Origin of the sequence: Mesorhizobium sp. B2-8-1, from assembly GCF_006440955.1 — a bacterium.
Lineage (GTDB): Bacteria > Pseudomonadota > Alphaproteobacteria > Rhizobiales > Rhizobiaceae > Mesorhizobium.
In genome coordinates this window covers 294123-319050 of sequence record NZ_VFTX01000006.1, presented here as the reverse complement: position 1 = coordinate 319050, position 24928 = coordinate 294123, and the positions used below count along the sequence as shown (strand labels likewise).

General features: G+C 62.9%; 25 protein-coding genes. 14 read left to right on the top strand and 11 right to left on the bottom strand.

The annotated features are described in order from the left end of the window. Positions 1-134 precede the first annotated feature (134 nt). The 3 genes from FJ428_RS18275 to FJ428_RS18265 all read right to left on the bottom strand — a co-directional run bounded on the left by FJ428_RS18275 (position 135) and on the right by FJ428_RS18265 (position 3331). Positions 135-872 (bottom strand): dienelactone hydrolase family protein, encoded by a 738-nt coding sequence (locus FJ428_RS18275; protein WP_140879906.1) that lies wholly within the window; start codon positions 870-872, stop codon positions 135-137. Between the two features lie 105 nt (positions 873-977). Next, the gene (locus FJ428_RS18270; protein ID WP_140559619.1) at positions 978-1667 is read right to left on the bottom strand and encodes a 4Fe-4S dicluster domain-containing protein; all 690 of its coding nucleotides are present in this window, start codon (positions 1665-1667) and stop codon (positions 978-980) included. 89 nt (positions 1668-1756) lie between these two features. Next, positions 1757-3331, bottom strand: coding sequence for a trimethylamine methyltransferase family protein (locus tag FJ428_RS18265; RefSeq protein ID WP_140495659.1), 1575 nt, complete (start codon positions 3329-3331; stop codon positions 1757-1759). Between the two features lie 289 nt (positions 3332-3620). On the opposite strand from FJ428_RS18265, the gene FJ428_RS18260 reads away from it, so the two are divergent. From FJ428_RS18260 to FJ428_RS18215, 9 genes are all read left to right on the top strand, one after another. Continuing rightward, positions 3621-4319 (top strand): B12-binding domain-containing protein, encoded by a 699-nt coding sequence (locus tag FJ428_RS18260; protein ID WP_140495658.1) that lies wholly within the window; start codon positions 3621-3623, stop codon positions 4317-4319. A 285-nt stretch (positions 4320-4604) separates the two neighbouring features. Next, a complete protein-coding gene (locus FJ428_RS18250) occupies positions 4605-5231 on the top strand; it encodes a DUF1638 domain-containing protein (RefSeq protein WP_140879905.1) in 627 nt (208 codons plus the stop codon). 255 nt (positions 5232-5486) lie between these two features. Continuing rightward, the gene (locus tag FJ428_RS18245; RefSeq protein ID WP_140817443.1) at positions 5487-6062 is read left to right on the top strand and encodes a DUF4893 domain-containing protein; all 576 of its coding nucleotides are present in this window, start codon (positions 5487-5489) and stop codon (positions 6060-6062) included. Between the two features lie 93 nt (positions 6063-6155). Then, positions 6156-6938 (top strand): formyl transferase, encoded by a 783-nt coding sequence (locus FJ428_RS18240; RefSeq protein ID WP_140879904.1) that lies wholly within the window; start codon positions 6156-6158, stop codon positions 6936-6938. Positions 6939-7140: 202 nt separating this feature from the next. Further along, entirely contained in the window at positions 7141-7443 is a 303-nt protein-coding gene (locus FJ428_RS18235; protein WP_140516337.1) for a virulence factor, read from the top strand. Continuing rightward, on the top strand, positions 7436-8059 hold the full coding sequence (locus FJ428_RS18230) for a methylenetetrahydrofolate reductase C-terminal domain-containing protein (protein ID WP_140555039.1): 624 nt from the start codon (positions 7436-7438) through the stop codon (positions 8057-8059). The genes FJ428_RS18235 and FJ428_RS18230 overlap by 8 nt, the downstream gene beginning before the upstream one ends. Further along, the gene (locus tag FJ428_RS18225) at positions 8056-9147 is read left to right on the top strand and encodes a methylenetetrahydrofolate reductase (protein WP_140879903.1); all 1092 of its coding nucleotides are present in this window, start codon (positions 8056-8058) and stop codon (positions 9145-9147) included. The genes FJ428_RS18230 and FJ428_RS18225 overlap by 4 nt, the downstream gene beginning before the upstream one ends. 81 nt (positions 9148-9228) lie before the next feature. Next, positions 9229-10203, top strand: coding sequence for a methyltetrahydrofolate cobalamin methyltransferase (locus FJ428_RS18220; protein WP_140495648.1), 975 nt, complete (start codon positions 9229-9231; stop codon positions 10201-10203). After that, a complete protein-coding gene (locus FJ428_RS18215; RefSeq protein WP_140495647.1) occupies positions 10154-12283 on the top strand; it encodes an ASKHA domain-containing protein in 2130 nt (709 codons plus the stop codon). The genes FJ428_RS18220 and FJ428_RS18215 overlap by 50 nt, the downstream gene beginning before the upstream one ends. A 41-nt stretch (positions 12284-12324) precedes the next feature. On the opposite strand, the gene FJ428_RS18210 is transcribed toward FJ428_RS18215, so the two are convergent. Next, positions 12325-13353 carry an acyltransferase gene (locus FJ428_RS18210; protein WP_224518991.1) on the bottom strand — a complete coding sequence of 343 codons (1029 nt, stop codon included), beginning with the start codon at positions 13351-13353 and terminating at the stop codon, positions 12325-12327. 101 nt (positions 13354-13454) lie between these two features. Here FJ428_RS18210 and FJ428_RS30950 point away from each other — a divergent pair, with 101 nt between their 5' ends. Beyond that, a complete protein-coding gene (locus tag FJ428_RS30950) occupies positions 13455-13844 on the top strand; it encodes a hypothetical protein (protein ID WP_318012479.1) in 390 nt (129 codons plus the stop codon). 246 nt (positions 13845-14090) lie between these two features. Further along, a complete protein-coding gene (locus FJ428_RS18200; protein ID WP_140817440.1) occupies positions 14091-15071 on the top strand; it encodes an alpha/beta hydrolase in 981 nt (326 codons plus the stop codon). Here the strand turns inward: FJ428_RS18200 and FJ428_RS18195 are convergent, their stop codons facing one another. Then, entirely contained in the window at positions 15072-15971 is a 900-nt protein-coding gene (locus FJ428_RS18195) for a LysR substrate-binding domain-containing protein (RefSeq protein ID WP_140564156.1), read from the bottom strand. Between the two features lie 217 nt (positions 15972-16188). On the opposite strand from FJ428_RS18195, the gene FJ428_RS18190 reads away from it, so the two are divergent. From FJ428_RS18190 to FJ428_RS18180, 3 genes are all read left to right on the top strand, one after another. Then, positions 16189-16374, top strand: a complete 186-nt coding sequence (locus tag FJ428_RS18190; protein WP_140495643.1) for a hypothetical protein — start codon at positions 16189-16191, stop codon at positions 16372-16374. Between the two features lie 358 nt (positions 16375-16732). After that, positions 16733-16867 (top strand): hypothetical protein, encoded by a 135-nt coding sequence (locus tag FJ428_RS30890; protein ID WP_127853696.1) that lies wholly within the window; start codon positions 16733-16735, stop codon positions 16865-16867. 272 nt (positions 16868-17139) lie between these two features. Further along, complete coding sequence (locus FJ428_RS18180) at positions 17140-18141, top strand: GlxA family transcriptional regulator (RefSeq protein ID WP_140495642.1); 1002 nt, start codon at positions 17140-17142, stop codon at positions 18139-18141. 9 nt (positions 18142-18150) lie between these two features. Here FJ428_RS18180 and FJ428_RS18175 read toward each other — a convergent pair whose 3' ends face one another. From FJ428_RS18175 to FJ428_RS18150, 6 genes are all read right to left on the bottom strand, one after another. Continuing rightward, positions 18151-18936 (bottom strand): ABC transporter ATP-binding protein, encoded by a 786-nt coding sequence (locus tag FJ428_RS18175; RefSeq protein ID WP_140516345.1) that lies wholly within the window; start codon positions 18934-18936, stop codon positions 18151-18153. Continuing rightward, the gene (locus tag FJ428_RS18170) at positions 18933-19709 is read right to left on the bottom strand and encodes an ABC transporter permease (protein WP_140495640.1); all 777 of its coding nucleotides are present in this window, start codon (positions 19707-19709) and stop codon (positions 18933-18935) included. The genes FJ428_RS18175 and FJ428_RS18170 overlap by 4 nt, the downstream gene beginning before the upstream one ends. A gap of 62 nt (positions 19710-19771) precedes the next feature. After that, a complete protein-coding gene (locus FJ428_RS18165) occupies positions 19772-20716 on the bottom strand; it encodes an ABC transporter substrate-binding protein (protein ID WP_140555034.1) in 945 nt (314 codons plus the stop codon). A gap of 140 nt (positions 20717-20856) precedes the next feature. Next, positions 20857-21201 carry a peptidase inhibitor family I36 protein gene (locus FJ428_RS18160; RefSeq protein ID WP_140495638.1) on the bottom strand — a complete coding sequence of 115 codons (345 nt, stop codon included), beginning with the start codon at positions 21199-21201 and terminating at the stop codon, positions 20857-20859. Positions 21202-21411: 210 nt separating this feature from the next. Beyond that, on the bottom strand, positions 21412-22257 hold the full coding sequence (locus FJ428_RS18155) for a DUF1194 domain-containing protein (protein ID WP_140656990.1): 846 nt from the start codon (positions 22255-22257) through the stop codon (positions 21412-21414). A 102-nt stretch (positions 22258-22359) separates the two neighbouring features. Continuing rightward, complete coding sequence (locus tag FJ428_RS18150; protein ID WP_140521113.1) at positions 22360-24921, bottom strand: FAD-dependent oxidoreductase; 2562 nt, start codon at positions 24919-24921, stop codon at positions 22360-22362. Positions 24922-24928: the final 7 nt, after the last annotated feature.

Below are 24928 nucleotides of genomic sequence, written 5' to 3'. Positions count from 1 at the left end.
TGGACGAAGGCTAATGGCCAATCCTTGGGGTGAGGGAAAGATTTTTTTACTGGTACCTCTTCCTTCTCCCCGTTCTACGGGGAAGGTGCCCGAAGGGCGGATGAGGGGCGCCGCCGACCTCTCGAAGATTGGCTTTACCCGAGCGTCTCGGAAAACAGGGTGATCAACCGGTTCCAATGCCGCTCGGCGCCATCTTCGTTGTAGACGCTGTGGTCCGGCACGCACCAGCCATGCGCCATGCCGACATAATTCTCCAGCACGTAATCGACTTCCGCCGCCCTGAACGCCTCGGCCAGCCGCGCTGATTGTTCGGGCGGAAAACTCCTGTCGACGCCGGCCATGCCGACATGGACGCGTGCCTTGACCGACCCCGCCTTGCGGTGCGGACTGTCGGCCGCGTCGGTGGCGAGATTGCCGCCATGGAAACTGGCCGCCGCCCTGATGCGATCCGGATAGGAGGCGGCTGCGTTCAGCGCCCGCGCGCCGCCCATGCAATAGCCGACAACGCCGATCGGCCCGGTGACGCCTTCGGCAGCGAGTGCGTCGAGGAAGGCGCCGCTGTCGGCAATCGTCATCTCCTGCGTCGTGGCGCTGATCAGCGCCATCAGCGGCACCTTGGTTCTTTCCTCGACGAACGCGGTTTTGGCATCGAACGGACCGTAGGGCGCGTTGCGATAGAAGAGATCGGGCACCAGCACCGGATAGCCCTCGTCCGCCAGCCGCCCGGCCATGCCGTCGAGCGCGGGGCGCGGGCCGAAGGCATCCATATAGAGGATGATGCCGGCCTTGGGCGGGGAAGCGTTGGCCGGGCGGAACAGCCCCGCCCTCGCCATACCGTCCCTGGTCTTGATCTGAAGGTCTTGTTTCGCCATCGCCAGCTCCGTTCGGTTGCTGGGCGATACATATCCGGGCACGCCGACAGGGCAAGCTGTTGCCTGATTTTGGCAGTCAACATTTCGTGCGGCAGCGCGACGAGCTTACCGGCCCGCGAACGCTGCCATGTGGAAGGCCTGCACCTCTGAGGGGTAGCGATAGGCTGTGCCATAGGGACAGGCGTTGCGGTCAAGGCAGCCGCCGTCACAACAGGGCCCGCCACTCGGCCCGCGCACATGCGCCAGGCAGGCCTGGTAGGCGAAGCCTTGGATGGAATAGGCATCGACCGGACAGGATTTCAGGCACGGTTTGTCGACACAGGTGTCGCAAAGATGGACCGCCTCGCGAGCCTCCGGGAGCGCGATCTCGTCCTCGAACAGCAGCGCGCCGCGATAGGCATGCCAAAGCCCATATCGCGGATGCATGAGGATGCCGAGCGGTGACGGCTTCAGGCCCTCGGCCCGCATCGCCCATCGCTGGAACGGCAGATAGGGCTTGTCGGACGGCGACACGGCGCGTGCGCCGAATTCTTCCGCGACCGCGCCTATGACCTGCCGGGACCAGGTGTCGAGCGGATTGGCGATTGCTCGCGGCTGCTTTTCACGCCAGCGCAGAAAATGCGGCCAGGGTGCTGCCCCCGCCTGTCCCACCAGCAGCGCCGACCTGGTTGGTGCACCGGAGCGGCCACAAGGCGCCGCCTCGCCGTCCGCAAAGGTGAAGCCGCCACGCAGGATGAGGCCGTCGGCGCCAAGCGCGGCCGCAATCTCCTCCATCCTGCCGCGCGAAGGAATCATCCCTTCTTGACCGGATCGGAGAAGGCGCTCCGCCAGACTTCCTCGTGGATGATGTTGGCGACTTTAGCCCCGCCTGACTCGGGCTCCTTTCACGTGAAGGCGTCGGGCATCGACCCCTTCTTCTTGGCGATGAAGTCCTTCAGCGCTTCGTCGATCGCCGGATCGAGATGCGGCGCCTCATAAGATTCCAGCCAGCGGCGGGCGAGTTCGTTGGCGCGCTGCGGCGCGGTCTTCTCGCCTTCGGCCAGCCACTGCTCGTAGGAATTGTTGTCGGCGATGTTGGAGCGATAGAAGGCAGTCTGGAAATTCGCCTGCGTGTGGTCGCAGCCGAGATAGTGGCTGCCCGGCCCGACTTGGCGGATGGCGTCCATCGCCTGGCCGTTTTCCGACAGGTCGACGCCTTCGGAGAATTTTTGCGTCATGCCGAGCTGGTCGATGTCCATCATGAATTTTTCGTAGCAGGACGCCAGCCCGCCCTCGAGCCAGCCGGCCGAATGGAGGACGAAATTGGTGCCGGCCAGAATGGTCGAGTTCAGCGTGTTGGCGCTTTCATAAGCTGCCTGCGCGTCGGGGATTTTCGAGGCGCAGAGCGAACCGCCGGTGCGGAACGGCAGGCCGAGGCGCCGTGCGAGCTGTGCGGCGCCGTAGGATACCAGCGACGGCTCCGGCGTGCCGAAGGTCGGCGCGCCCGACTGCATCGAGATCGACGAGGCGAACGTGCCGAACAGCACCGGCGCGCCCGGCCGGATCAGCTGCGTGAACGAAGCGCCGGCAAGCACCTCGGCAAGCACCTGGGTCAGCGTGCCGGCCACCGTCACCGGGCTCATCGCGCCGGCGAGGATGAACGGCGTGACGATGCAGGCCTGGTTGTGGCGCGCATAGACCTTCAGCGCGCCAAGCATGGTCTCGTCGAAGACCATCGGCGAGTTGGCGTTGATCAGGCTGGTCAGGACCGTGTTGTTTTCGACGAAGTCGTCGCCGAACACCAGCTTGGCCATGGCGACCGTGTCTTCAGCACGTTCCGGTGCGGTGACCGAGCCCATGAACGGCTTGTCGGAATATTTGATGTGCGCGTAGATCATGTCGAGATGGCGCTTGTTGACCGGCACGTCGACCGGCTCGCACACGGTGCCGCCCGAATGGTGAATCGAAGGCGCCATATAGGCGAGCTTCACGAAATTCTGGAAATCCTCGATGGTCGCGTAACGCCTGACGCCGTCGAGGTCGCGCACGAAGGGCGGGCCATAGACCGGGGCGAAGACGGTAGCATTGCCGCCGATCTGCACCGAGCGTTCGGAATTGCGGGCATGCTGGGTGTAGATGGGGGGCGCGGTCTTCAAGAGCGAACGGCAGAGCCCCTTCGGGAAATGCACGCGTTCGCCCTTGACGTCGGCGCCCGCCTCTTTCCACAGCTGCAACGCCTCCGCATCGTCGCGGAAGATGATGCCGATTTCTTCGAGCACCGTGTCGGTGTTCTTCTCGATCAGCGCCAGGCCTTCCTCGTCCAGCACTTCATAGACGTTGATCTTGCGCTTGATGTAGGTGAGCTGGGTGCCGGGACCGCCGCCCGACCGCGCTGCCCGCCTTGCCGCCGCTCCGCCGCTGGCGCCGCGTCCACGTCGCGCGTTTGACGCTTCCTGGTCCACTGCCGCGTGTTCGCTCATGATCGTTCTTCCCTGAATTTGGACCGGCTTGATTAGCGCCCGGCCCGGAACCGTTGTGGCCGCCTATCGCGGCTTCCGGCGGATCGTAGCCATGCACCCTATTCGAAACGGCCCGTCCGCGCCAACGCCTGTCGCAAAATCGACAAGAAAACCGATAGATTTTTCAGTCGCTTTCCTTTTGCGGGAAGTCGCAAATCAGCTATGGATACCCGCCCCTTGCGGGTTAGGTATTGGCGCGTTGATTTTAAGCTGCCATGGTCGTTCCCGGCAGCAAGGAGCCTGAGAAACAATGTCCGACGACGAGATTATCCTCTCCGAGCTTTCCGACGACGAGTTGGTGCAGCAGATGCACGACGATCTCTACGACGGTCTGAAGGAAGAGATCGAGGAAGGCACGCGCATCCTGCTCGAGCGCGGCTGGGCACCCTACAAGGTGCTCACGGAAGCGCTGGTCGAAGGCATGCGCATCGTCGGCGAGGATTTTCGCGACGGCATCCTGTTCGTTCCCGAAGTGTTGCTGTCGGCCAATGCGATGAAGGCCGGCATGTTCATCCTGCGCCCGCTGCTCGCCGCCACCGGCGCGCCCAAGCAGGGCAAGATGGTGATCGGCACCGTCAAAGGCGATATCCACGACATCGGCAAGAACCTCGTCGGCATGATGATGGAAGGCGCCGGGTTCGACGTCATCGATCTTGGCATCAACAATGCGGTCGAGAAATATCTCGATGCCATCGAGCAGCACCAGCCGGACATTATCGGCATGTCGGCGCTGCTGACCACGACCATGCCCTACATGAAGGTCGTCATCGACACGATGAAGGAAAAGGGCATCCGCGACGACTACGTCGTCCTGGTCGGCGGCGCGCCGCTTAACGAGGAATTCGGCAAGGCGGTCGGCGCCGACGCCTATTGCCGCGACGCCGCTGTGGCGGTCGAGACCGCCAAGGACTACATGAAGCGTAAACACAATGTGCGCGCTTCCGCCTGATACAAGGCAAGGCGGACGCTCAACAGACGAAGCCGCGCCTTGCAGCGCGGCTTTTTTGTTCCCAGATGTCGGGAGCGGCGGTCAGGGTTTCTTGACGGTATCGTCAACGGCCTTCGCGGTAGACTTGATATCCCTGCCGACGCCGCGGACGGTGTTGGCACAGGCCGAAAGGGCCAGGGCACAAGCCAGGATTGCGATTGGCGCAATGCGTAACAGTTTCATCGACGGTTTATCCCTCTCTCGGTAGATCGCCCCACAGCAACGAAAGCCGGCTCGGCTGGTTTCATGAAGATGCCCAGACCCAAGCAGAATCAAGCGGACAAGCTGCTCATCATCGCCTGCGGGATGATTGCGCGCGAGGTGTTGGCCGTCAAGGAACAGCTCGGGCTCGATCACCTTGAATTGACATGCCTTCCGGCCGAGTTTCATTTCTATCCGGACCGCATCGCGCCGGCGATGGACAAGGCCATCGAAAAGGCCAAGGCGGAAGGCTACAGCAACATCTTCGTCGGTTACGCCGATTGCGGCACCGGCGGCCTGCTCGATCGGGTCTGCGAGAAGCATGGCGTCGAACGCATGGCCGGACCGCATTGCTTCGCCTTCTACCAGGGCATGGATGCCTATGCGAAGGTCGCCGACGACGACATGATGTCCTTCTACATGACCGATTTCCTCTGCCGCCAGTTCGATGCCTTCTTCATGAAGCCGCTCGGCCTCGACAGGCATCCGGAGCTGATCAAGGACTATTTCGGCAATTACGAGAAGCTGATCTACCTGGCCCAGACCGACGATCCGGAGCTCGACAAGGTCGCGGAAAGGGCCGCGAAACTGCTTGGCCTCGTCTATGAGCGGCGCGCGACAGGCTATGGCGATCTGACGGCTGGGCTGGCCAAGGCCGCGGCTGACGTCTGACGCTGGCTGGGCTGCGGCCCTCTTGCGCGGCGATTGGCGATTATCGCCCTTTCCGAAGGCGAAGACAGGACGGATCGCTGCCTTCTACTGGAGAATGGCCTTGATCTGTTCCCAGGCCAATTGCCTTAATTTGGATCGCGGCGTGGTTTCGTTGTTAAGCACGGATGACAGCCTGCCGCGAATGGGTAAATTGCGCGCAAGCCATGCAAAGGCGCCGTCCAGTGGTCGGCTGCCGGACACCGACGAGGAATGCCGATGACCCTTCGCCCGATGCTTGCCGTTGCCGGCCTTCTCTGCTGCACCTTGCCCGCGCTTGCTGACGGCGAGGTGCAGAAGCTGATCACCGCCGCCGACAAGGCGCGGCTGGACAAATATGGCGAGACGCGCAAGGCGGCTCTTGCCGAGGCGAAGGCGGGCAATCCTGGCGAGGTCAGGCAACTCGACGCCTTGCTTGCCAAGCCGCTGGTTGCCTTCTCCGACAAGGACCTCACCGGCAAGTGGCAATGCCGCACCATCAAGGTGGGCGGGCTGAGCCCGCTCGTTATCTATGGCTGGTTCAAATGCAGGGTGACCGACGACGGCTCCGGCTGGCGGCTGGAAAAGCTCACCGGCTCGCAGCGCACCAAGGGCCGCTTCTTCGACGACAGCGAAAAGCGTGCGATCTATCTCGGCTCCGGTTCCGTCAACAACGATCAGGCAAAACCCTATGGCAGCGGCCCCCGGACCGACCAGGTCGGCTACGCCTTCCGCAATAGCGCCGGGGAATGGCGCATCGAGTTCCCCGCTCCCTATTACGAATCGAAGCTCGACATCATGGAGTTCAAGCGCTGAGCGGAGCCTTCCTGACGACTCCGGCATACCAAGGATTAACCCGCCTCGTCTAAGCTCCGGCCGTGGCAGTTGGTCCCGGGGGTGGCAAGATCAATGGCAGTACCGGAAACCAATCCGAGACCGATCGTGGTTGTCACCGGAGGCGGCCAGCACGTATGGGCAATGGTCAACGCCATTGCCGATCGTGTCGGCCCAGTCATCGTGATCCTGGAAGTCCCTGAATCCAAAAAGCGATTGCTGCTTGGCCGTGCCCGTCGCCAGGGCTGGCTGCAGGCCATCGGCCAGTCCGGCACGATGGTGCTGAGCAGGCTGGGCAAGCGGCTCTACGCCAGCCATGCCGCCCGGTTGATTGCGCAGGAGAAGCTCGAGACCGAGCCGCGGCCGGGCCAAGAGATCATCCATGTTGCCTCGGCCAACGGGCCGGAGTGTCTAGCGGCGATCCAGAGAATCCAGCCAGGCATCGTCCTGCTTAACGGCTGCCGACTCCTGTCGAAGGACATGTTGGCCAGGATGCCTTGCCCGGTGCTCAACTATCACGCGGGCATCACGCCGAAATATCGCGGCATGAATGGCGGCTACTGGGCTTTGGCATCAGGCGATTCCGCGAATTTCGGTACCACGGTGCATCTGGTCGATGCCGGCGTGGACACGGGCGGCGTGCTGAAACAGGCATACGGCCAGCCGAAACCAGGCGACACGATCTCAAGCTATGCGCTGCGCCAGACGGCGTTTTCGCGCGACATTTGCGTCGAGGCGGTCAGCGATGCGCTTGCCGGAAAACTGACGACGTTCGATCCGGGCCTGCCATCGAAGCAGTGGTACCATCCGACGATCTGGTATTATCTCTGGACGGGGTTCAGAACCGGCATCTGGTAGCGCATTCCGCGTCCGGCGCCGCGTGCCGAAGGCAGGGCTACCCCAGCGTCTCGAGCCTGCCGACGCGCAAGCCGGAACGAATAAACGCGCCTTTCATTTTACGACATCCAAATGCGTCGCTTTTGAATGCGCGCGCGTCGTCCCATAACAAGCGGCCCAATTGCGCATGCGGCAATGCTCGCAGATCGAGGAGTGAGAATTCATGGCCGATCTGATCGTCGTCTACTGGCGCGACATCCCTGCCCAGGTCATCGTCAGGAAAGGCCGCCAGAACGCCAAGCGCGAACTGCCGCTGCGCTTCACCGAGGCGATCGACATGTGCGCCATGCGCACCGGCGCCGGCGGCACGGACGACTATCTAGCCGAATGGCGCAAGGCCGATCCGGTTCCGGTCGGCGACGACCTCGAAGCCGAGGTCGAGAAGGCATTCCAGGACATCGACGCGAAATATGACCGCGAGCGGCTGGTCGCTCTGGTGAAGGCGGGCGGCAAAGAAAATGTCTGAAACCATTCCCGCCAAGGAGAGCCCGGCGGCCCTCCAGCCGGTCACCCAGGCCACCCTGGTCAAGAAGGCGGCACCGAAATCCGACTACAAGCCGGCCGACGTGTCGCCACAGCGCCGCGTGCAGCGTTCTTTCGCGGTGAGATTATGGTCGGTCCGGCACTCGCGCCTGCTCGAATGGTTCTATGCCCGCTTCGCCGACACGTTCCTCCTGCTGCATCCTTTGTGGAAAGGCATCGGCTACAGCCGTGTCGAGGCCCCGGTGAAGTTTGTCGAAAAGCGCGTCAAGGGCTTCATGTTCGACTGCCGCATGTGCGGCCAGTGCATCCTGTCCTCGACCGGCATGTCGTGCCCGATGAACTGCCCCAAGCAGCTGCGCAACGGCCCTTGTGGCGGCGTGCGCGCCAACGGCAATTGCGAGGTCGAGCCCGATATGCCTTGCGTCTGGGTCAAGGCCTGGGAAGGGGCGCGCAACATGGAGCACGGCGACAGGATTCTTGCAGTGCAGAAGCCGGTCGACCAGTCGCTGCGCGAAACGTCCGCCTGGCTGCGCGTCACCGCTCAGGCGGCAGCCGCCCGTGAAGCCGCGGCCGATGCGAAGACCGGAGCGGCCGCATGATCGCCCGCCAGCGTGACGAGAACCCGGCCGGCATCCATCTGCCGCTCGACCCCTTGCCCGGCCACACCTCGCGCGGCCGGCTCGAACGCGTCCTGCGACGCGGTGAATTCGCGGTCACCACCGAGCTCAACCCGCCCGACAGCGCCGATCCCGAAGACGTCTACAACAGGGCGAAGATCTTCGACGGCTGGGTCGATGCCATCAATGCGGTCGATGCGTCGGGCGCCAACTGTCATATGTCGTCGGTCGGCATCTGCGCGCTCCTGACCCGCATGGGCTACGCACCGATCATGCAGATCGCCTGCCGGGACAAGAACCGCATCGCCATCCAGGGCGACGTGCTGGGCGGGGCTGCCATGGGCGTCGCCAACATGCTGTGCCTGACAGGCGACGGCGTGCAGGCCGGCGACCAGCCCGGCGCCAAGCCGGTGTTCGACCTCGATTCCATGTCGCTGCTCGAAACCATCCGCATCATGCGCGACAACGGCAAGTTCCTGTCCGGCCGCAAGCTTACCACGCCGCCGCAGTTGTTCCTCGGCGCGGCCGTCAATCCGTTCGCACCGCCCTTCGACTTCCGCCCGATCCATCTCGGCAAGAAGATCGCAGCCGGCGCTCAGTTCGTTCAAACGCAGTATTGTTTCGACGTGCCGATGTTCAAGGCCTTCATGCAAAAGGCACGCGATCTCGGCCACACGGAGAAAGTGTTCGTCCTGTGCGGTGTCGGACCGCTCGCCTCGGCCAAGACCGCCAAATGGATCCGCTCCAACGTGCCGGGAATCCATATTCCGGATATCGTCATCAAGCGGCTGGAAGGCGCCCACGACCAGAAGAAGGAAGGCAAGCAGCTCTGCATCGACATCATCAACGAGGTGAAGGAAATCCCAGGCGTTTCAGGCGTCCATGTGATGGCCTACCGCCAGGAGGAGTATGTCGCCGAGATCGTCGATGAATCGGGCGTGCTGAAGGGCCGCCAGCCGTGGAAGCGCGAAATCCGCCGCGACGACCAGATGGTCGCCGACCGGCTCGACCATATCCTGCACGACGATGTTACCGAAACCCAGGTGGACATGGTGAAGACCGCGCATTGACTTGCGCGGGCAGCCACCATTCGCTTGATCGACAAGAGATAACGATATAAAGAATTCTTTATATCACGACGGAGAGATTTCATGACCCGGACCATCGTTGCCTCGGCGACACGAGAAATCATCATCGGCTTCGACCAGCCCTTCTGCGTGATTGGCGAGCGCATCAACCCGACCGGCCGCAAGAAGCTCGCCGCCGAGATGATCGCCGGCAATTTCGAAACCGTCATCAAGGACGCGCTGGAACAGGCCGCTTGCGGCGCCACCATGCTCGACGTCAATGCCGGCGTCACCGCCGTCGACCCCAACGCGACCGAGCCGGCATTGCTGGTACAGACGCTGGAGATCGTCCAGGGCCTGGTCGACCTGCCGCTGTCGATCGACTCCTCGGTCACCGCCGCGATCGAGGCGGCGCTCAAGGTCGCCAAGGGCCGTCCGCTGGTCAACTCCGTCACCGGCGAGGAGGAAAAACTCGAAGCCATCCTGCCGCTGATCAAGAAATACAACGTGCCGGTCGTCGCCATCTCCAATGACGAGACCGGCATCTCGATGGATCCGGATGTGCGCTTCGCCGTCGCCAAGAAGATTGTGCAGCGCTGCGCGGATTTCGGCATTCCGGCGCATGACGTCGTCGTCGACCCGCTGGTCATGCCGATCGGCGCGCTCGGCGACGCCGGCCGCCAGGTGTTCGCCCTGCTGCGGCGCCTGCGCGAGGAACTGAAGGTTAACACCACCTGCGGCCTGTCCAACATCTCCTTCGGCCTGCCGCACCGCCACGGCATCAACGCCGCCTTCATCCCGATGGTGATCGGCGCCGGCATGACATCGGCCATCATGAACCCGGTGCGTCCGCAGGAAATGGAAGCCGTGCGCGGCGCCAACGTTCTGAACGGCACCGACGAGAATTGCACCAACTGGATTCGCACCTATAAGGATTACAAGCCGGCCGAAGGCGGCCAAGCGGTCGCCGCTCCGACGGCGGTCAATGCACCAGGCGAAGGCGGCGGCAATGGCGGTCGCCGTCGTGGCGGTCGTGAAGCCCGCATGGCAAGGGGATAAGCGCGCAATCGTGAATTCGCATACCAACATCACCGATCCGCTCGTGCTGTTCATGCCGTCGGGCAAACGCGGGCGGTTTCCGGTCGGCACGCCGGTGCTCGATGCCGCACGCCAGCTCGGCGTCTATGTCGAGAGCGTGTGCGGCGGCCGCGCCACTTGCGGGCGCTGCCAGATCGAGGTGCAGGAAGGCAATTTCGCCAAGCACAAGATCGTCTCCTCCAACGACCACATCTCGCCCAAGGGGCCCAAGGAAGAGCGCTATGAGCGCGTGCGCGGCCTGCCGGAACGGCGCCGCCTCTCCTGCTCGGCGCAGATCCTCGGCGACCTTGTCATCGACGTGCCGCAGGACACGGTCATCAACGCACAGACCATCCGCAAGGATGCCGACACCAGGGTGATCGCGCGCGATACGGCGATCCGCATGTGCTATGTCGAAATCGAAGAACCCGACATGCACAATCCTTCAGGCGACCTCGACCGGCTCAAGATCGCGCTGATGAAGGACTGGAACTTCAAGAACCTCGAATTCGATTTCTATCTGCTGCCGCAGGTGCAGGGCATCTTGCGCAAGGGCAACTGGACCGCGACCGCCGCCATCCACAAGGATGCCGACAGCGATATCGCGCGCGTCATCGCTTTGTGGCCCGGCCTCAAGAACGAGGCCTATGGGCTGGCCTGCGATATCGGCTCGACCACCATCGCCATGCATCTGGTGTCGCTGCTGTCGGGCCGCGTCGCCGCTTCGTCAGGCACGTCGAACCCGCAGATCCGCTTCGGCGAGGATCTGATGAGCCGCGTCTCCTATGTGATGATGAACCCGGATGGCCGCGAAGGCATGACGGTCGCCGTGCGCGAGGCGATCTCGGGCCTCGTCGACAAGGTCTGCGCGGAAGGCAGTGTCCAGCGCAACGACATCCTGGATTCCGTCTTCGTCGGCAATCCGATCATGCACCATCTGTTCCTCGGCATCGATCCGACCGAGCTCGGCGGCGCGCCCTTCGCGCTCGCCGTCTCGGGCGCGGTGCGCATCAAGGCCTCGGATATCGGTCTCAAGCTCAACCCGGGCGCACGTCTCTACATGCTGCCCTGCATCGCCGGCCATGTCGGCGCCGACGCCGCGGCGGTGACGCTGTCGGAGGGCCCGCATCGTCAGGACGAGATGATGCTGATCGTCGACGTCGGCACCAACGCCGAGATCGTGCTCGGCAATCGTGCCCGGGTCGTGGCTGCTTCCTCGCCCACCGGGCCGGCCTTCGAAGGCGCCGAAATCTCCGGCGGCCAGCGCGCCGCGCCCGGCGCCATCGAGCGCGTGCGCATCGATCCCGACACGCTCGAGCCGAAATACCGCGTCATCGGCTCTGAACTGTGGTCCGACGAGCCGGGCTTCCTCGACAGCGTGCAGGCGACCGGCGTCACCGGCATTTGCGGCTCCGGCATCATCGAGATCGTCGCGGAGATGTATCTGGCCGGCATCATTTCCGAAGACGGCGTCGTCGACGGATCGCTCAGCATGCGCTCGCCGCGTATCGTCGCCAACGGCCGCACCTTCTCCTACGTGCTGAAGGAAGGCGAGCCGAAAATCACCATCACCCAGACCGACGTGCGCGCCATCCAACTCGCCAAGGCAGCACTTTATGCCGGCACCAAGCTGTTGATGGAAAAGCAGAACACCGAGCATGTCGACCGCATCCACTTCGCCGGCGCCTTCGGCTCCTTCATCGATCCGAAATACGCCATGGTGCTGGGCCTGATCCCCGATTGCGACCTCGACAAGGTCTCGGCCGTCGGCAACGCCGCCGGCGCGGGCGCGCGCATGGCGCTGCTCAATCGCGGCTATCGTCGCGAGATCGAGGAGACGGTGAGCCAGATCGAGAAGATCGAGACCGCACTGGAGCCCAAATTCCAGGAGCACTTCGTCTATGCGATGGCGTTGCCGAACAAGGTCGATCCGTTCCCGAAACTGTCGGCGGCGGTGAAGCTGCCGCCGCGCAAGACGGTGAGCGAAGACGGCATCGCCGGCGACGCCACCCCGCGCCGGCGCTCGCGCGAAGGCCACGCCGCGCGACGTGGCCGGGAATAAAATTAGGGCACAATGCAACGCCCAGGCGCCTTGGCCGCTTGTCAGTCGTTTGCCTCATTCGATGGCAAGCGCAAGCTGGGCCGCTGAGCCAGCAACGGCATGCTTTTGACGCGCGACCGGTTGAGAAAGCCCGTCAGCGGCTTTTCAATCGACAGGTAAAGCATCGCGGAAAGCGCGATGCTGATCAAGGCAATCGGCGCCGGCTGCCAATTTGGCGGAACCCCAAGCCGCAGCATGATGCCAGTTACCACGACAACCACCAGCACATGCCACAAGTAGATCGAATACGAGGCACTACCAAAAAATGTAAACAAGGCCACGGGGTTGAACGGTCTGGCACGCTCGGCAAAAACCGCTCCAGCAACGATCAGGGTCGCCGGAATACCCCAACGCAGAACACGAGGCAGCTCGGGGTCAAGCATCTGGATCGTCATCAACAGGAGAAATCCGCCAACAACCAGCGACAGCGCCGGCACAAGCCGGAGCCGAATATCCTCCATCCACAGCCGCCCGATAACAATGCCGGCCGCGAACTCGAGCATGAGGGGAGAGGTAAAGCGGTAGCCTTTGAGCAGCAAGTTCGATGCGACCATCACCGTCAGCACGCCGATCAGCACGGCAAAACGCTGCTTCTCGCCTAAAAAGAGCGCCAAGGCGAAAATGACGTAAAACATCATTTCATAACACAGCGTCCAGCCCTGGATCACCACGGGATGAAGTACCCCATCCTGCACGATCGGAAGAAACACCAGCGAGCCGAAAAAATTTTCCGGGCTCAGCACATGTCCGTAGAGAAATTGCGGCTTGAGGAAAATTGCCAGCGCGGTCAGCACCGTGACGATCCAATAGAGCGGCACGATGCGAACAATCCGACGCCATATGAAACGCCGTGGATTGGCAGGGCGATCGGCCGTGGTCACCCACATGATGAAACCGCTGATGACAAAAAACAGGTCGACGCCAGCAGCACCGACCGCGAACGGACCGCCGAACTGTTCGTTGATGTGAAAGCAAACTACCGCGGAAGCGGCGAGTCCTCGAAGGTATTGGATACTGTGAATGTCATTCACGCCATACTCCTTACCCGCACCCCCGATGCTGCAATGCACAATAGCAGACATCCGCCATCTGCTGTCAACGGGCAAGCTAGGTAGGATCGCGGCACGCCCTCTTGGACGCGGCCGAGAAGCGATCGCTCGGGGGTGTCAATCACCTGCAATTTCATTTGTATGCAAATGTTTCCGGATTGACTGATCCGGAAACCAAATCACCGTTTTCGCGAAATCCGACCGATACATGGCAGGCGCATTTACCCGGCATCGAACGGCGGCCGAAGATAATCCTCGGCCGCCGCCGTTCTTCAAGGGAGATGAAAATGTCGATGTTCGAAAATCTCGGCCGCTACGGTGCGACCATCAGGCAGGCCCATGCCAGGAACAAGGCCGTCCGCGCCCTGAACAGCCTGCCGGCGCATGTCCAGAAAGACATCGGCTGGCCGGCCTCGCCGCCCAGCGACCCGCAGGCGGCGCTTTCCGCCCTGCTTTTGGGCTTTACGCGCTGATGACCTTCGCCGAAAAGTGCAAACTGCTCGGCACGCGCCGGAGCCCGCGAGGGGCTCCGGCCGTCACCAGCAACCGCCTGCGCGCAGCCCTTCTGCCGCAGCGCTGATCCCTCCCGCGAGAAATGCGGCGCCCATCACAGCGACGTGTGCACACAGCGTAAATCTTGACATCTTCGACCAGGGCACGATCTTCAAATATGAAGGGGACTTCTCTTAGTCGGCTGCCGCCGAAGTTCGTGTATCCGCATGCCAAGTTTGAAAAGCCACGTCGTATCCTTCGTGCTCAGGCACAGTCGCAAGAAGGCGTTTTCCAGCCCGGAAAACCTGCAGCGCTGGATCGCTGCGGCGCGCCGGACAGAGGACCATCACCCTCCGGTGTCAGTGCAGCAGCGCTTCAACATCGAGACGCGCACCGTCGACGGCTTTCCCGTCTACGAGATCGCCCCCAGGGCCGGCGAGCGCAAGCGGGTTCTCTATCTGCACGGCGGCGCCTATGTCTTTGAAATCACGCCCTATCATTGGCACCTGATCGCCGACATGGCCGACCGGCTGGGCTATGCCTTTACTGTGCCCATCTATCCCATCGCGCCCGAGCATGACTTCCACGCCATGTTCGGCATGGTCGGCGACGTCTATCGCCGGATGCTCGGCGAGACGGAGGCGGAAGACATAATCTTCATGGGCGATTCCGCCGGCGGCAACATGGCCGTGGTGCTCACCATGATGGCTGCCGAAGAAGGCCTGCCCTTGCCGTCGCGCCATGTGCTGATCTCACCCGGCCTCGACGTCTCGCTTGCAAACCCCGAGGTGTTCGAGGCGGAGCGGAACGATCCCTGGCTGGGCATCGCGGGCGGACGGGAGGCCATCCGGCTCTACAGTGCCGGAATAGACCCGACTGACTGGCATATCAGCCCCGTCTATGGCGATCTCTCGGTACTACCCAGGACATTGCTCCTGGCGGGTTCTCGCGATCTTCTCACGCCCGACAATCTGATCTTCGCACAAAAGGCGCGGGCCGCCGGCGTCGAGGTAGAGCTCGTGCACGAGGAAGGGATGTTCCACGTCTGGCCGCTGATCGATATGCCGGAATCGCGCCGCGCGCGCGAACGGATCGTGGCGTTTCTGACCGAGAACTCCTCGCCCCCTGTTGAAGGCGCCGGAGCAGGCTTCGAAGCGCCGTCCACCGAGGCTTCGGGGCAGGGCCTCCAGTCAGAGCACCCCGGTTGATCAGAACTTGCCGGTTTCCCGGAAGACTTCGAACGTCGCCCGGATGTGGTCGGCCACCGCCTTGACCGGCGCGCTGGCATCCGGCGCTACCACCATGGCGAGGTTGTAGGTGCCGATATCGGGCATGCCGTCCTTGGGGCAGAGCTCGACCATGTCGTTGCCGAGGAAAGACTTCGGCAGCGGCGCCACGGCGAGATCGGACATGATGGCGGCGCGCTGGCCGGCCGTATGCGCGCTCATATACGCGATGCGGTAGTTGCGGCCCTCGCGGCTCAGCGCTTCGAGCGCCCCTGCCCGCCAGGCGCAGCCCTCTTCCCACAGCGACACCGGCAAGGGTTCGCGCAGATGCGCGCAGCCGCCCTTGGCGCCGGCCCAGACGATCGGTTCCGTCAACAGCACCTCGGCGCCGAGCGCACTGGTCTTGTAGGAATTGGTGAGCAGCGTGATGTCGAGCGCCCGGTCATCCATGCGCCGGCGCAGATTGCTGCTCTGGTCGATGGTGACGTCGACGGCGATCGATGGATGCGACTGCGCAAAACGCTTCAGCACATGCGGCAGCACGCGCTCGCCATAATCGTCCGGCGAACCCAGCCGCACCACGCCGACAATGTCGGGAATGATGAACTTGGACACCGCCTCGCGATTGATCGACAGCATACGACGGGCATAGCCCAGCAGCATTTCCCCGTCGGTGGTCAGCGTCACCGAGCGCGCATCGCGCGCGAACACCGAGCGGCCCAGAATATCTTCCAGCTTCTTGATCTGCATGGAGACCGCCGAGGGCGTACGGAAGACGGCATTGGCCGCGGTGGTGAAGCTGCCGGTTTCGGCGATCGCCACGAAAGTGCGCAGCACGTCGAGGTCCAGCAGCGGCAGCGGATGATTGAGTGGGGCGTTCATGACGATCGACCTTCAATTTTTCTGATGCAAACTATCATTCCATTTCGTTTGATTGAACATCAGTTCGGGCGCATAGTCAACTCCATCGAAGCAGGATGCTGCCAAGGCAGCCACGAAACGATCACGACACAGACCTGCCTTCGACATGCAATGAAGCTGATACAGACCTGACGTAAGGCATTGCCGGGCACTTCCGCCCCGACACGAGGAGATCGAAATGTCTATCCTGTCATCCATCGGTCGGCTTGCGACCGAATTCAGCGCGGCCCGCGCCCGCTACCAGACCGAACGCGCCATCCGCTCCCTGCCGATCGAGCTGCAGAAGGATATTGGCTGGCCTGAAGCGGCCGACACGAAGGCCGGCATACGCGCCGGCGTCGGATCCTGGGCTGGAGCAAAGTAAACCGTGTGTATCATGCATTGAAGGCCTGCCGCGCAAACCGCCGGGCAGGTCTTCTTGTTTTACCGACCTATTTTGCCGTTTTATTTGCGTTCACATGAATTTCGGAGCCATGCTGCCGCTGCATGGCGCATATGAACAAGCCGCATAGCGGCTGGGTTTTGAGCTAACGCTTTGTAAGCTAACGAAAAATCCGGGAGTGCCTACAAAGGCTCCCGCCTTGCGTGTCGCTTTTCATATGAAGTGCTTCGCTTTTGCGATTTAGTTTTTACTTACACAAGCCTATATCCACGCCAGCAAACGAGCTGCCCCACTCCATCAAGCGAAGGCGACCCGTCTGAGCAACCGATTGGAGATGAACATGAAGCTTTTTGCCCGCCTTTTCCCTCGCCGCGAAATGAACCTGACCACGGCCCTCGAGCGCCAGCGCCTTGCCAACACCATGCCCGGCCAGACCGGCGCCATGGCTGCCGCACGCCTCGGTTTCGTCGCCTGAACCGATCCCGCAGGCAGCGCTCCTTCGCGCTGCCTGAATAGATGACGCCGCCCGGTTCCGCCGAGGCGGCGTTTGTTTGCACACCCCTGACGGCGCTTCCATCATGGACGGCGCCGCGGCTGCGCGGCATCGCAACACGATTGCCCATTTGCGACCCATGTCGCAAATTAAATCTTGCTAAAGCTCCTTAGCCGATTGACAAGGATGGTTTTTCCTGTTGTCGCTATGCTATTCGCGACATTCTGTTCGCGCCATGGCTGCGTGAGGTTCCCGTGAACGCCGTTAAGCATCCGATCAAGCGATCGTTTGTATTTTTTCTCATTCCCGACTTCACCATGATCGCGTTTGCGACGGCGCTCGACCCGCTGCGCTCGGCCAATCGCATGCTCGGCTACGAGGCCTATCGATGGCGCCTCGCCAGCATCGACGGCAAGCCGGTGCGCGCTTCGAACGGTGTCGAATGCGCGGTCAACACCTCGCTGGAGGAGGAGCGCAGGAAAATGGGAGGGCCGGATCGCCCCAACATGGCCATCGTCTGTAGCGGCACCAATGTCGAGCGCTATCAGAACAAGTCCGCTTTCGCCTGGCTGCGCGAGGAATACAATCGTGGCGTCTCCGTCGGCGGCCTGTGCACCGGAGCGCATGTTCTGGCCGCTGCCGGCCTGTTGTCCAACAAGCGCTGCGCCATCCATTGGGAGAACCTGCCGGGCTTCTCCGAGGCATTCCCGAAGGCCAATGTCTTTGCCGACCTGTTCGAGATCGACCAGAACATCTACACCTGCGCCGGCGGCACCGCCGCGCTCGACATGATGCTGAAGCTGATCGGCGACGATTTCGACGAGAATCTCGTCAACCGCGTCTGCGAACAGGTGCTGACCGACCGTGTGCGCAGCCCCACCGACCGCCAGCGCCTGCCGCTGCGCGCCCGGCTCGGCGTACAGAACTCGAAAGTGCTGACCATCATCGAACTGATGGAAGGCAATCTGTCGGAGCCGCTGTCGCTGATCGAGATCGCCGACCATGTCGACCTGTCGCGTCGCCAGATCGAGCGGCTGTTCCGCACCGAGATGGGACGCTCGCCGGCCCGCTATTATCTCGAAATCCGCCTCGACCGTGCAAGGCATCTCTTGATCCAGTCCTCGATGCCGGTGGTCGAGGTGGCGGTCGCCTGCGGCTTCGTTTCGGCCTCGCATTTCTCGAAATGCTACCGCGAGCTCTACGCCCGCTCGCCGCAGCAGGAACGCGTCGACCGCAAGCAGCTGCTGGCGGCATAGAGGCGCGCCTCAGAGCGCCTCTGCCGACCGCATCGCCTCGACACGTATGTCCTCGGTCAGCCGCGCCTTCAACACGGAGAATTCCGGACTGGTCTTCAGCGTGTAGTGGCGCGGGTGCGGCAGGTCGATGGCGACGTCCGACTTGATCCGGCCGGGCCTGGCCGTCATCACCACCACGCGCGATGCCATGAAGATCGCCTCCTCGATGTCGTGAGTGACGAACAGCACCGTCTTCTTGCGCCGTTCCCAGATGCCGAGCAGCAGTTCCTGCATCAGCCCGCGCGTCTGGTTGTCGAGCGCGCCGAACGGCTCGTCCAGCAAAAGGATCGCGGGGTCGTTGGCCAGCGCCCTGGCGATCGCCGTGCGCTGCTGCATGCCGCCGGAAAGTTGCTTCGGCCAGTGGTTCTCGAAGCCCTTCAGCCCGACGAGGTCGATATAGGAGGCGACGATTTCGCCCCTCTCCCGCTCGGCCATGCCGCGTTCGCGCAGGCCGAAGGCGATGTTTTCGGCGACCGTCAGCCATGGGAACAGCGTATAGGACTGGAAGACCATGCCGCGATCCGGCCCCGGCCGGGTCACCGCTTTGCCGTCGAGCAGCACGCGCCCTTCGCTCGGCGCCTCCAGCCCGGCGACGATGCGCAAGAGCGTCGACTTCCCGCATCCCGAAGGTCCCAGGATGGTGATGAAATCATTGGCCGCGACCGCCAGGTCGACAGGCATCAGCGCCTGGACCGGTGAGCCGCCGCGCACGCCGGCGAACGTGCGCGAGACGCCCTCGATGAGAAGCTTGCTCATGCCAGGCTCCATGGGAAGAGCCAGCGATTAAGCGCCTTGAAGGCAAGATCGGACAACAGCCCGATCAGCCCGATGACGATGATGCCGAAGATGATCTGGCCGGTTGCCAGTCGCGACTGGCTGTTGATGATCATGTAGCCGATGCCCGACGACGAGCCGATCAGTTCAGCGACGATGACATAGGTCCAAGCCCAGCCGAGCACCAGCCGCAGCGTCTCGGCGATCTCGGGCGCATTGGCGGGCATGATTACACGCTTGACGATGCCGTTGTCGGTGGAGCCGAGCGTGTAGGCCGCCTCGACGAGATCGCGGCGCGTGGAGCCGACCTTTACCGCGATGATCAGGATGATCTGGAACACGGAGCCGACGAAGATGACCAGCAGCTTCTCCAGTTCGCCTATGCCGGCCCAAAGGATAAGCAGCGGAATGAAGGCCGAGGCCGGCAGGTAGCGGGCGAAGGAGACGAACGGCTCCAGGAACGCCTCGACAGGTTTCCACGCGCCCATCGCTATGCCCAGCGGCACGGCGACGGCCGATGCCAGCACGAAGCCGCCGAAGACGCGCCAGATGGTGATCAGTATGTCGAGCCAGAACCGGTCCTCGACCAGCAGCCGCCAGCCATCCCGCAGCATCGACAGCGGATCGGCGAGAAAGATGCGGTTGACGTGGCCGCCAAGCGTGATCCACGCCCAGAAAACGACGAACAGCACGAAGAAGGAAATGCCGAGCACGGTTCGCGTGCCCGGCGAGATCGGATGCAGGGGGCGCGGCATTTACAACGGTCCTTGTGGAAGCGAAACGGCGGCGCGGGGCGCCGCCGCAAGACAGCGGCCGCTCAGTTCGCCACGGCGCTGGTATCGGCCAGCGTGGAGACGTCAGGCGCTTCCTTGATCAGCCCCATCTGCAGCAGAAGCTCGCCGGCGGTCTTGGAGAAATCCTGGAACTCCTTGGTGAAGAACTGCTTGTTCTCCGCCCGGTCGGCCCATTTCAGGTACTTCGCCGAATCCTCGAACTCCTTGGCCGACTGTTTCACGTCCGCGCCCATGATGCCGTAGGATTTCTGCGGGTCCTTCTTGATCAGGTCGAGCGCGTCGAAATAGCTGTCGGCAAGCGCCTTGGCGGCGTCCGGATTGGCTTTGAGGAATTCGGGCGTGCAGCCGACCGTGTCGAGCACCATCGGGTAGTCGAGCGTGGTCGCCAATATGTGGCCCTGGTCGGCCTTGTCGCGCACCGCCGAGATGAACGGCTCATAGGTGACGGCCGCGTCGTTCTGGCCGGCAAGGAAGGCCTGCGCCGCCGCGTCCGGCTCGAGATTGACGACCGTGACATCCTTTGTCGACATGCCGTTCTTGTTCAGCACCCAGGCCAGCAGGAAATAGGGCGAGGTGCCCGGCGCCGAGGACGCGACAGTCTTGCCCTTGAGGTCGGCGACGGTCTTGATGTCGTTGCGCACCACGATGCCGTCGGCGCCATAGGATTTGTCGAGCTGGAAGATCTGCTTGGTGGTCACGCCGCTGGCGTTCCACACCTGCCATGTCTCGACCGTGGTGGCGGCGCATTGCAGGTCGCCGCTGGCGATGGCGAGCGGCCGGCTGGCCTGCGGCACTTTCTTCAAGGTCACGTCGAGGCCGTGCTTCTCGAAGAGTCCCGCCTGTTTGGCGAGCGTCAGCGGCGCGAAGCCGGTCCAGCCGCTGATCCCGATAGTGACCGATGTGGCGGCCGTCGCCGGCGCGGACAAGCCGGCGGCAAGCGCCAGCGTAAGGATAATGGTCCTGTTCATGTCAGTTCCCCTTTGTTTTCTCTGGGGGAATGTTCACGGACGCCGCCCGGCTGTCAATGAACAGGGCCGTGTTTGCCCACATCGTCGGCGACGAAGGTTCGCCTTGCCGCCACAAAACGGCAAGGCCGAGGACCTTGTCGTCAATACTGGTCGCAGTAGCACTCCGCGGACGAGATTCGGTCGTTCCAGTCGCTACCGCCGAAATCGCGGACCCTGCGCCTGATCTCGATCGATCGGCCTCCCCTGCGCGAATCCTCATAGGCAACGAGAGTGCAGCCTCGGCGAACGATCACCGACGACACGCGGTCGTTCCAGAACTCGCGGCCGCGAAAATTGACCGAATCGTCGGCCCCGAGCGCGATCGACCGTCCGCGAAAATTGCCATTTTCGAACATGATGCAGGCGGCCTGATCGTCGTATTGGGCGCTGGCGCCGTCGGCGTAAAGCATGGACGCGACCGCAGTCAGGATAGCTAGACGTCTCATCTGGTGTTTCCTCGGTTTGACCGCGTCACCCCGCCCGCCGGATGGCGCGGCAAGGCCAGTTTGCCACTGCTTCTGCCGGACTGGCAAGCCTGGAACAGTTCGGCATTTCACGGAAACGCCGAACCGCTTTGACTATTTTTTTCAATCAATTCCAAACGGAAAGCGTTACGCGCGTACCGGGAAGGCGCTATGCGCTTTTTCTGGAATTTCTCAGCGGCTATCGAGCATCCAATTGCGGTTGCGCCACATCTTTTCGCCGACCAGGCAATCGCTGGCCTGTTCAGCCTGCGCCAGCACCACCGGCGGACCATCGGCCTGGTCAACCGGCCGCGGCGAGGCCGGGCCGGCGAGCTCAAGCACAAGCTTGCGGCGGATAGCTTCGGGAAACTGCGTCCAGTCGTTGACCGGAACCATGAAGGCTCCGGGACCGCCAATGACGCAGTCGCTGTAATAGCGGTCGAGATCGTTGACATCGTAGGCGCTGGTGAAACCGCCGCGGGTCATCAGCGGCAAGCCGTTTATGACGATGCCTTGCTTGACCACCTCGTCGCGGATGATATCGACCGGCGCGCCCTGGTTGTTGGGGCCGTCGCCGGAAATATCGATGACCCGCTTCGTCCCTTGAAAGCCACTTTCTGCGAAAAGGTCCGCGCCGAATTCCAGCGCGCCGGAGATAGACGTGCGCCGCGCGCTGTTGGGAGGCTGGGCGGACAGCCGCGCCACCACCTGCTCGGCGTCGGCGCGGCTGGCGATCACCGTCCACGGCACGATGACGTGCTGCGAGTTGGTGCCAGCCCATTCGACATAAGTAACGGCGATCCTGCCATAAGCGCCGGCGGCGATGGCTTGCAGCACATGATCGTGCGTCAATGCAGCCGCGTAGCCGCGACGCTGGATCTCGAGCTCGTCCGCCGACATGGACAGCGAGACGTCGACCGCCAGCACCAGTTCGACGTCGACGGGTTCGTCCGCGAGCGACACCGGGGCCAGCCACAGCATCAGCGCCAGGGCGGCGGCGCCTGAAAGCAGATGTCTTGCGCGAGCAAAAGCAGACATGCCGCAGGGTAAGCCAGAATCGCCAGCCGAAAAAGAGAAAAGCCCGACCTTGGCCGCCGGGCTTATCCAAAAATTTGCTCACGAGCCCTGCTGGGAGGTTGCCTAGCTTCTCGGCTTCAGATTCTCCGGATCGTAGAGCGGCTTGTAGCCGACACCAGCGACTTCGACCGGATAGGTCTCGCCGAAATACTCCACCTTCAGCTTGCGGCCCTCTTGGGCATAGGCCCATGGCAGATAGGCGAGCGCGATGTTCTTGCCGATGGTCGGGCCGTAGGCGACCGACGTGGTGAAGGAACGGCGGCCGAGTTCGTCGACCAACGTCTCGCCGGTCTCGGGGTCCAGCACCGGCATCGTGCCCACCGGATAACGCGCCACACCCTTGGAATCGGTGTTTTCGGTCATCACCAGCGTGCACAGCATCGCCGGCTGGTGCTCGCGGGCGCGGTATTCCAGGTGCTTGGCCTTGCCGCAGAAGTCGTTCTCCTTGACTTTCGGGCGGGCAAGATCGGCCTCGAGCAGGTTGTACTCGGTGAGCAGATCGGCATTCTGCAAACGCAGGCTCTTTTCCATGCGCCGCGTATTGGCATAGGTCTCGACGCCGAACGGCATGACGCCGGTCGAGCGCAGCGCATCCCAGACGGCCAGGCCGTCCTCGTAGCGCATGTGCAGTTCCCATCCCTGTTCGCCGACATAGGAGATGCGGAAGGCGGTGACGTCCTTGCCGGCGATCCGGATCGGCTTGATCGCGGCGAACGGGAAATTCTCCAGCGCAAGGCCCTCGGGATTCTCGACCACCTTTTGCAGGGTTGCTCGCGCGTTCGGGCCCCAGATGCCGATGGTGACGTATTTTTCCGTCACATCGGTGATGGTGACATCGAAACCTTTATCCTGCGCGGTGCGGCGCATGTACTGGAAGTCGCGCGGGCCGGCGTCCGCGCCATCGATCAAACGGCAGCGGTCGGCCATGCGGATGACCGTGAAGTCGGCGCGCACCATGCCTTCCTCGTCGAGGAAGTGGGTGTAGATGCCCTTGCCGATATTGTTGTCGCCGCCGATCTTGGCCGCGCACAGCCACTCCAGCAGCGCGACGTGGTCGGGTCCCTCGATGTCATACATCGAAAAGTGCGACAGGTTGACGATGCCGCAGTCTTCGCTCATCGCCAGATGCTCGGCATTGGACACGCGCCAGAAATGGCGGTTGTCCCATTCGTTCTCGCGCACCGGCACCCGGTTGGCGTATTTCTCCAGAAGATGCTCGTTGGCGGCATAGCCGTGCGCGCGCTCCCAGCCGCCCAGCTCCATGAAATAGCCGCCGAGTTCCTTCTCGCGCTCCCAGAACGGCGAGCGCCTGATATTGCGGCCCTTGGAGAAGGGCTCGCGCGGATGCACGGCAGGATTGTAGACCTTCATCGCCGTCTCGGTGCAGCGATCCCAGATGAACTGCTCCTTGGTCTGGTGCGGATAGAAGCGCGCATAGTCGATCGCGTGATGGTCGATCGAGGTGCGGCCGTCCGTCATCCAGTCGGCGATGAGCTTGCCCATGCCGGGGCCGTCCTTGACCCAGATGGCGACGGCATACCACAGCCCCCTCACCTTCTGGCTCTCGCCCATCGACGGACCGCCATCCGCCGTCACCTGCAGCAGGCCGTTGAAGGAATGGCTTTCGTTGTAGCCGAGTTCGCCCAGGATCGGCGTCAGTTCCATGGCGCGCTCCAGCGGCGCCAGGATCTGCTCCATGTCGAGGTCGCGCTGCGAAGGCGAAAGCCGGGCCTGGTCCTTCTCGAGCAGGTCGCGCGGATGGCAAAGGCGTGGATTGGTCTCTTCGTAGTAACCCCACTCGATCTGCCCGCCCTCGGCGGTCTTGGGATCACCGGTGTCGCGCATATAGGCGGAATTGCCCTGGTCGCGCAGCAGCGGCCAGCCGATCTCCTTGCCCGTGCCAGCGAACTCGTTGTAGGGGCCGAAGAAGGTGAGCGGATGGTCGATCGGCATGACGGGCAGGTCCTCGCCCACCATCTCGGCGATCAGCCGGCCCCAGATGCCGGCGCAGACGATGACGTAGTCGGCCTCGATGGTGCCGCGGTCAGTCACCACGGCGCTGATGCGGCCGTCCTTGACAACGAGCGACCGGGCCGGCGTGTTGGCGAAGGATTTGAGCTTGCCCGAGGCTTCCGCCTGGTCGACGAGCTTGCCGGCGACCGTCTGCGAGCGCGGGATGACCAGGCCGGCGTCGGGATCCCACAGGCCGCCCTGCACCATTGCCTCTTCGATGAGCGGGAATTTCTCCTTGATCTCGGCCGGTTCGATCAGCCGGGCGCGCGTGCCAAAAGCCTTGGCCGAGGCGATCTTGCGCTTGATTTCGTCCATGCGGCTGTCATCGCCGACGCGCGCGACTTCGAGGCCGCCGATGCGCGCGTAGTGGCCCATCTTCTCGTAGAAATCGATGGAGTAGAGCGTCGTCCAGCAGGACAGGAAATCGTGGCTGGTGGTGTAGCAGAAGTCGGAAGCATGCGCCGTCGAGCCGATGTCGGTCGGGATGCCTGATTTGTCGATACCGACAATGTCGTCCCAGCCGCGTTCGATCAGGTGATGGGCGATCGACGCGCCGACAATGCCACCCAGGCCGATGATGACGACCTTCGCCTTGTTCGGAAACTCTGCCATTGCCCGC